Origin of the sequence: Tautonia sp. JC769 (assembly GCF_040717455.1) — a bacterium.
Taxonomy (GTDB): domain Bacteria; phylum Planctomycetota; class Planctomycetia; order Isosphaerales; family Isosphaeraceae; genus Tautonia.
Genome location: NZ_JBFEFH010000025.1, coordinates 101,761 through 110,068, shown reverse-complemented (window position 1 = coordinate 110,068; position 8,308 = coordinate 101,761). Strand labels below are relative to the sequence as shown.

Here is an 8,308-nt window from a genome sequence, read left to right as displayed (position 1 = left end):
AACGAGTGCTCTCGACCCTCGACCTATCCGCGGAAGCAGGTGGTCACCGGGCGGGCGAGCGGGCCGACTCTCCCGCGTACCCAGGCGAACACCCTGGCTCACGCTCGGAGCTTACGCTGCGTTACGCACCTCATTCGCCCGGCCTTGTCCCCGCCGTCGACTCCCCCCAACCCCTCGGCGTCTCCCTCCCGGTCCCTTCCGCACCCCCTGCCCCCCCCGACGACACCTCCCCAGCCTCTTCCCCGCCTCGTCCAACTGCCCCCGATCCGACCAGGCCCGATCATCCCAATCCGCGTCCACCCCACGATCCTTCACGACGGAGCGAACCCATTTCTTCCGCCGAGCGTCCCCCGATCGATCGGCGCAACTCCCATGAAAACACAAGGTTGTCGCAAGGCGTCCTTTCGCCCTCTCGCGGCGCACCTCAGCGCACCGATCCCCCGCGAACCCCCCTCGAACCCGGCAATCCGGCCGGCGATCGAGGGGCCGCGCCCCCCCCTCGCCCCGACCCCCCGGCCGGGCCCCCGTCGCTCCGGCCGGTTCGGCATCGCTGATCGCCCCTCGATCGTGGGCGGTCCCGTGCGGGCGAGCCGGGAAGCGGGGCGGGGCGCTCAGGGCGCCCAGACCAGCACCCCGGCCACCACCCCGCCGACCGCGACGAGCCTCCCGTCGGCGCTGAAATCGAGGCTCTGGATCGGATTCGGTTGCGACCTCAGGCGGTGGGTGACCTCCAACGTCTCCCGGTCCCTCAGGTGGACGCCCCCCTCCGAGGTCCCCAATGCGAGGGTCCTCCCGTCGGGAGACAGCGCGACCGAGGTCAATCGGTGGCGCTCGTCCAGCATCACGTCCGACTCCCCCCGGGCCAGGTCCCAGCTCCCGAGCCGTTGACGCCCGACATCGAGCCAGAGCACCCGATCATCGCCCGGCAGGAACTCGATCGTCCGCACGAGACTCCGCGAGGGCAGCGGAAACTGCCTCCGGGGGGTGCCGCCGGGAGCCTCCCAGGTCATCAGCCGTCCTCCAGAGTCATCCACCCCTGCCGCCGCGATCAATCGCCCGTCGGACGAGAAGTCGAGGGCCGTGATCAGCCGGGCTTGCGTCTCCAACACCCCCATGACACGACCCTCCTCCACGTCCCAGAGCCCGACCGCCCCCGAGGCATCCCCCGCCGCCAGGGTGGTGCCCCCCGGCGAGAATTCGAGGGCGGAGATCGACGCCTCGCCGAGCTGCAGCACCTCCAATTGGGTCCGGGTCCGCAGGTCCCAGAGCACGATCGTCCCGTCCCAATCCCCCCAGGCCACCTGTTCCCGAATGGGCGAGAAGGCGACGCACTTGATCTTCCGGTCCTCCCCGCCGCACTCTTGCACGGGGGCGGTGGCCGGGAGCTTCCAAAGGCTCAGCCGACCCCCCGTCTCGCACGACGCGAGCCAGGGTGAACTCGGGGAGAAATGGAGCGACGCGATCGGGGTCGACGGCTCCTGCAGGCGGCGAACCTCCTTCAACGCGTGCCCACTCCGTTGGTCGGTCATCACGCACAACACCACCACCACGATCACCACGCACATCATCCAGCCCTGCGTCAGCACGCGGACCCGGCCGGTCCTCCCGGTCGGCCCCGGAGGGCGGCGAGCCTCGTCCGGGCCGCCGAGACCGGGACCCTCACACCCTCGTCCTCGATTCGACAACATCATCATCACCCCCTCGCATCAAATCAGGTGACCCCTCATGCCAAACAACCTCTCCTGCTCCTCCGCCTCCCGTCCCCTCCAAACGCGTCACACCGATCGTCAGTCACGACCGCACTGTCTCTCCATCTCCCCATGGCAATTTGCCGGCCCTCATGTGACACGAAGGCCGCCGATCGCCTCCCCCTGGCGGCAGAGCCGGTCGACGTCACCCGCCCCGGATTAGACCCGTCCCCGGCCCATCCTTACAGCCGAGCCCCCCGGTTCTTGGCCGATCGAGGCTCCTCCCGCCACCCACCAGGAATCGCCCCCTCGGTCCTGCTCGTGCTGTTCGTTTGGTCACAAGGTATAATGAAGCAAAGGTGTTGCGTCCGGAGGAGCGATCGCGATGGGAATGATCCGGGAACTCTCGCCGTCCGTCGTCAACCAGATCGCCGCGGGCGAGGTGGTCGAGCGGCCGGCGAGCGTCGTCAAGGAACTGCTCGAGAACGCGATCGACGCCGGGGCGACCCGGATCGAGCTGACCGTCGAGCGCGGGGGGCGCGACCTCGTCCGGATCGCCGACAACGGCTCCGGGATCGACCGCGAGGATCTGCCCCTGGCCTTCCGCCCCCACGCCACGAGCAAGCTCGCCGAGGCCGACGACCTGCACCGCATCCGGACCCTCGGCTTCCGGGGGGAGGCCCTGGCCGCCATCGCCGAGATCTCCCGGGTCCGCTGTCAGACCCGCACCCCCGACGCCGAGGTCGGCTCGGAGCTGGCGATCGAGGGGGGACAGCACGCCGAGATCCGCGACTGCGGCTGCCCGGTCGGCACGGTCATCGAGGTCCGCAACCTCTTCTTCAACACCCCCGTCCGCCGGACCTTCCTCAAGAGCGACTCGACCGAGGCCGGCCACGTCGCCGAGATGTTCACCCGGATCGCCCTGGCCCACCCGACCATCCACCTGACGTTCCGCTCCGGCTCGAAGACCCTGCACGACCTGCCCCCCGTCACCGGCCTGAAGGACCGCGTGGCCGTCTTCTTCGGCCGCGAGCTGGCCGACTCCTTGCTCTGGGTCGAGAGCGAGATCGACGACTTCCACCTCTGGGGATACGTCGCCCACCCCTCGCAGAGCCGGTCGAGCGCCAAGGGGCAGTACCTCTTCGTCGGCGGCCGATTCGTCCGCGACCGCTCCCTCGGCCACGCGTTGACCGAGGCCTACCGCGGCCTGCTCATGGTCGGTCGCGTCCCGGTCGCCTTCCTCCACCTCGACCTGCCCCCCGAGGAGGTGGACGTGAACGTCCACCCCACCAAGGTCGAGGTCCGCTTCCGAGACTCCCAGCGCATCTACGGGCAGCTCCTCCGCACGGTCCGCCAGACCTTCCTGACCAGCGACCTGCACAGCCGGCTCCAGGCCCCCCCGAGCCGCCCCGAACCCTCGCCCCCCGGCCCCGCCGACCCAGGTTCGGACGGCGGCACCCCGTCCCGCGACCCCGGCTTCGCGCTCCGGTCCGATCCGATCGACCGGCAGATGGTCGCCTCCTGGTTCCCCCCCGCGACCGGCGAGGGGTCGTCGCCCCCCTCTCGCCCGGCACCCCTCCCCGACCTCCCCCGCCGCGAGGAGCCGGAGTGGGCCAGGTCGCTGCCCCCGGCCCCGACCCCGTCTCCCTCGTTCGACGAGTTCGCCGAGGACTCCGCGAGCCTTTCGGCCAGTCCTCCCCCCTCGGTTTCCGAGTCCGAGCCTCCCCCCGTCGCTCCGGCGGCGACCGGCTCCGGCGTCCCGGTCCAGGACGTCGGCGGCCTGCCCCCCCGGGCGATCCAGGTGCACGACAGCTACCTGATCGCCGAGACCGAGGACGGCATGGTGGTCATCGACCAGCACGCCCTGCACGAGCGGATCCTGTTCGAGGAGTTCCGCTCCCGGGTCGGGCGCGGCGGGGTCGAGTCGCAGCGCCTTTTGGTGCCCGAGCCGGTCGAGCTGGGGGCCGACGAGGCGGCCGAGGTCCTCGAACGCCGGGACGTGCTGGCGACGCTCGGCCTGGAGGTCGAGCCGTTCGGCGGGGGGACGGTCCTGGTCGGCAGCGTCCCGGCGATGCTCGGCCCGGTCAGCCCGACTCGCCTGCTCCGCGACCTGGCCGAGCAGCTCGTCGGCCGCCCGGTCCCCCCCTCGGCCGATGCCGTGCTCAACGACGTGCTCAGCCTCATGGCCTGCAAGGCCGCGATCAAGGCCGGCCAGCGGCTCTCGCCCGACGAGGTCGCGGCCCTGCTCGCCCGCCGCCACCTGGTGACCGACGCCCACCACTGCCCCCACGGCCGGCCGACCGCCTTGATCTTCACCAAGGAGGAGCTGGAGAAGCAGTTCGGCCGCGTCTGACCGGCGCGGCGGGGCGAGCCTCTCCGATCACTTTCGCCCCTCCGCTCGCCGTCGTATGATGAGACCATCATGCCCTGACCGGGCGGCGGTGCCGGCCCCCTGGGTCGCCCTCGACACCGATCGCCCGATCCGACGTTTCTATCCCGAAGACTGACCGAGCCGGAGCGTTTCCCGATGATCTGCGTCACCCTCGGCCGAGGCCGGCACCGCACGCTGCTGGAAGAGTGGGGCCAGGCCGCCGAGGCCGGAGCGGAACTGGTTGAACTGCGGATCGACTGCCTCCGCAGCGAGATCAACCTCAAGCGCCTCCTGACCGACCGCCGCACCCCGATCGTCTTCACCGTCCGCCGGGGGGCCGACGGCGGGCTCTGGCGAGGTAACGAGGAGAAGCGCCTGCTGTTGCTCCGCGAGGCCATCGTCACCGGCGTCGAGTACGTCGACCTGGAGCTGGACATCGCCAAGTCGATCCCCCGCTTCGGCAAGACCAAACGCATCGTCAGCTACCACAACTTCCGCGAGACCCCCGCCGACCTCGATACCATTGCCGAACAGGCCCGAGAGGCCAATGCCGACGTGGTCAAGATCGCCACGATGGCCAAGTCGGTCGCCGACGCGAGCCGGATCCTGGAGGCCGCGGCCCGGTCGTCGGAGAAGGTCCCGACGGTCGGCATCGCCATGGGGCCGCTCGGGGTCTTCACCCGGGTTCTGGGCCGCAAGTTCGGCGCCCCGTTCACCTTCGCCGGCTTCAACCCCGAGCGGATCTTCGCCCCCGGCATGCTCCAGTTCGACGAGCTGAGGCGCGATTACGGCTACGAGCGGATCAACGCGCAGACGGAGGTCTACGCCGTCCTCGGCGACCCGATCGCCCACAGCCTCAGCCCCGCCGTGCACAACGCCGCCTTCCAGAAGCTGGGGATCAACGCCGTCTATGTGCCGCTCCTGATCCCGAACGGGAAGCTCAGGGACTCGCTCGACCTCCTCTCCTGGCTCGACATCAAGGGGATGAGCGTCACGATCCCCCACAAGGAGGCCATCCTCCCGATGCTCCGCCAGGCCGACGGCGCCGTCGATCGGCTCAAGGCGTGCAACACCGTCGTCATCAAGGACAAGGTCTGGACCGGGCACAATACCGATTACCACGCGGCCATGGGCGTGCTGGAGGAGGCCTACGGCGGCGCCACCAGCGACGAGGTCAGCGTCCTGATGGACAAGCAGGTGCTCATCCTCGGTGCCGGAGGCGTGGCCCGGACGATCGCTTACGGGTTGTCCCGTCGCGGTGCCGGCGTCGCCATCACCAACCGCGACGACGAGCGCGCGGCCCGGGTCGCGGCCGAGGTCGGGTGCCGCCACATCTCCTGGGCGGCCCGGGCCAGCACCCCGTGCGACATCCTGATCAACGGGACTCCCGTGGGCATGCACCCGAACGTCGACGAGTCGCCGGTCCCCCCCGCCGCCTTCCGCGCGGGGATGGTCGTGTTCGACACGATCTACCACCCCGAGAACACGATGTTCCTGAAGCTCGCCCGGGAGCGCGAGTGCAGGACCATTTCCGGCGTGGATATGTTCGTGCGTCAGGCGGCGCTTCAGTTCACCCTGTTCACCGGCAAAAATGCCCCGGACGACCTGATGCGACAGGTCGTGGCCCGGAAACTGGGAGTGACACGCGACTGACGATCGGCTTCGTCCGGTCGGTTCAACGATTCTCGACGATCGGCTGCCGCTGCATCGCTTCCAGGCCCGCTCCCCAGGTGAAGCGGTGCAGCCCGGCCGACCATCGCGAGTGGGTCGTCACCCCTTCCGGGCCGATCGCCACCGCCGAGGCCCCGACGACGGCCGCGAAGCCGATCGCCAGGAACCACGGCCACCACCCCCGCCAGCCGGTCGCCCCGTGGTCCGATTGAAGCTGGACCATCGGGCGACGCACGACGAGCATCCCCAGCGCCACGAGGGCTCCCAATGTCGAGACGACCAGGCCGGTCACGAACCCGGCCGGTCGGTAGCGGAAGACGACCTCATGGTCCCCCTCGGGAACGAAGACGGCCCGGAAGTTGACGTGCGCCGGGCGGATCGGCACCGGTTGGCCGTCGAGCGTCGCCGACCAGCCGGGGTCGAACGTATCGGCCAGGAACAGATAAGCATCGTCGTTCGATTGCGTGCGGATGACCACGCGCTCGGGGATCTCCTCGGCGATGGTGGCGGTCCCCGACGGCTCGGCGTCGGTCGGCAAGGGGCGGTCGGGGTCCTCGACCACCAGTCGATCCCGGATGGCGGGGCCGAGTCGGCCGAGCATCGCCACGGCCTCGTCCTCGTCGCTCGCGTAGACGGGGCGGCCCATCAAGCGGGCGCGCGGCAGGCGATCGGGGTTCGAGAAGACGTAGGCCGTGCCGACCTGCTCCGGCGGGGGCCAGCCGGCCACCTGGCCCGAGAACCCGTAGAGCAGGTGCGAGACGCCGGCGACGGTCGATTGCTCGACCACCGCGACCGTCGCGTCCATGTACCGCTTCCAGCGCGAGGGGATCATGGGGGTCTCCCCCATCAACGAATCCAGGCCGAAGACCGGCGCCAGGCTCCAGGCCAGGGTATCCCGGACCGGCATGAAGTCGATCGGGAACGAGGCATAACCCGGCTCTCCGGCCGAGAAGCGGCCGAACCCGGAGACGCGCTGATGGTCGGGGTCGTCTAGGATGAACTCGGCCGACTCGGGCGGATCGGTCCAGTAACTCGGGTCGATGGTCGGGGCATCGTGCCAGTGCGAGCCGAAGAGGTCGGCCATGATGAGCACGGGCAAGGCCGCCGTCAGGACGCGTCTTCGGATGCCCGATGCGCGAGCCGCCCAGGCCGCCAGAAGCACGCCGAGAAGCGTCAGCAGCCCGGTCCGGAAGCCCGCCCGGGTCAGCTCCTCCCCGAGCCATTGATAGCGGTCCTGATGGTACGGCTTCGGCCAGGGGTCGGGCACGGCGAAGGCCGGGGCGTAGACGACGGTCATGATCGGCACCGAGGCGAGCAGCAGGGCCAGGACGGTCAGGACGCCCCAGCGCAGCCGGACCGGCCCCGGTCGGGCGAGCCGGTCGGCCCCGATCGCCGCCAGGGCCGCAACGGCCAGCGACACCCACAGGTGGAGGCGCACCGGGATCCGAGAACTTCCCAGGACGGGAATTTTGTGGGCGTAATCCATCAGGAAAGTGAACCGGCCGAGCATCAAAAGCGTGCCGACCGTCGCCAGGATCGGCCAGAAGGCGCCCCAGCGGTCGCGGCGGCCCGACAGCCCGACCACGGCCAGGACGATCCCGAGCACGCTCATGTAGGTGTTCATCTCGTGATACGGGTAGAAGCCGTCCATCCAGTCGGTGTCGCGGGCCCGGGTGCCGTAGGACTCGCGGAGGACCAGGGTGGGCAGCAGCTCGGGGCTCCACGAGCCGTAGGTCAGGCTTTCCCAGTTCAAGCCTTCGGCGCGGGGGGAGCGGTCGAGCAGCTCCTTCGAGGGGATCCACTGCACGCTCGACAGGATCGCCCCCATCACCGGGATGCCCGCGGCAACCCCCAGCGCAAACAGGCGATTGCGCGTGCCTGTTTCGATCGAGGCCCGGTACAGCCCATAGACACCCAGCAACATGCTCGTCAGGAGGAAGTCCTGGAGGTGGCCGGCGAAGATCTGGCAGGCCATCGCCAGGCCGCCGAGGGCGACGGCCCGCAGCCGGCCGCCTTGCCAGGCACACTCAAGCGCCCAGACCGCCAGGGGGACGCTGGCCAGGGCGTTGACCATGCTCGTGTGGATCAAATGCGCCCACATGAAGCCGCTGAGGCCGAAGATCGCCCCGCCCGTCAGGGCGCCGATCGGCCCGACGTGACGCCGGAGCCAGCCGAAGGTGCCCACGCCGGTCAGCCAGATCGAGAAGACCGTATCGAGGCCGAACGCCTTCCAGGTTTCCATCCAGGGATAGAACAGGTACTTGAAGGGATGGAAATAGCCCGCCTGGCTCTCGCTGTAGAGGGGCATCCCGCAGTAGAGGCCCGGGAACCATCGGGAGAAGCGGCCGGCCTTCAGCTCGTCGGCGAAGAAGTCGCGATACGGGAGGTTGATCTCGGTCACGTCGAAGTAGAAGAGGGCCGCCTTCATGGCGACCACGTCCCAGAAGAAGGCCGCGACGGCGGCCGTCCAGACGAGCAGGGCCAGGCCGTCCCCCCAGGCGAGCCGGGGAGGTGCGGGAGTCCAGGCGGATTGCGGTGGCCGGTCGGCTTCGATCGGTTCGGTCGCCACGGTCGTGGA

The 8,308-nt window shown here is 69.9% G+C and carries 4 protein-coding genes; 2 read left to right on the top strand and 2 right to left on the bottom strand.

Annotation, left to right across the window (positions count from 1 at the left end):
* Positions 1-611: 611 nt before the first annotated feature.
* Positions 612-1,586 (bottom strand): WD40 repeat domain-containing protein, encoded by a 975-nt coding sequence (locus AB1L88_RS21240; protein ID WP_367098702.1) that lies wholly within the window; start codon positions 1,584-1,586, stop codon positions 612-614.
* Positions 1,587-2,073: 487 nt separating this feature from the next.
* Here AB1L88_RS21240 and mutL point away from each other — a divergent pair, with 487 nt between their 5' ends.
* Positions 2,074-4,041 carry a DNA mismatch repair endonuclease MutL gene (gene mutL / locus AB1L88_RS21235; protein ID WP_367098701.1) on the top strand — a complete coding sequence of 656 codons (1,968 nt, stop codon included), beginning with the start codon at positions 2,074-2,076 and terminating at the stop codon, positions 4,039-4,041.
* Between the two features lie 174 nt (positions 4,042-4,215).
* Positions 4,216-5,712 (top strand): shikimate dehydrogenase, encoded by a 1,497-nt coding sequence (gene aroE / locus AB1L88_RS21230; protein ID WP_367098700.1) that lies wholly within the window; start codon positions 4,216-4,218, stop codon positions 5,710-5,712.
* Between the two features lie 22 nt (positions 5,713-5,734).
* Here the strand turns inward: aroE and AB1L88_RS21225 are convergent, their stop codons facing one another.
* Complete coding sequence (locus AB1L88_RS21225; RefSeq protein WP_367098699.1) at positions 5,735-8,299, bottom strand: YfhO family protein; 2,565 nt, start codon at positions 8,297-8,299, stop codon at positions 5,735-5,737.
* Positions 8,300-8,308: the final 9 nt, after the last annotated feature.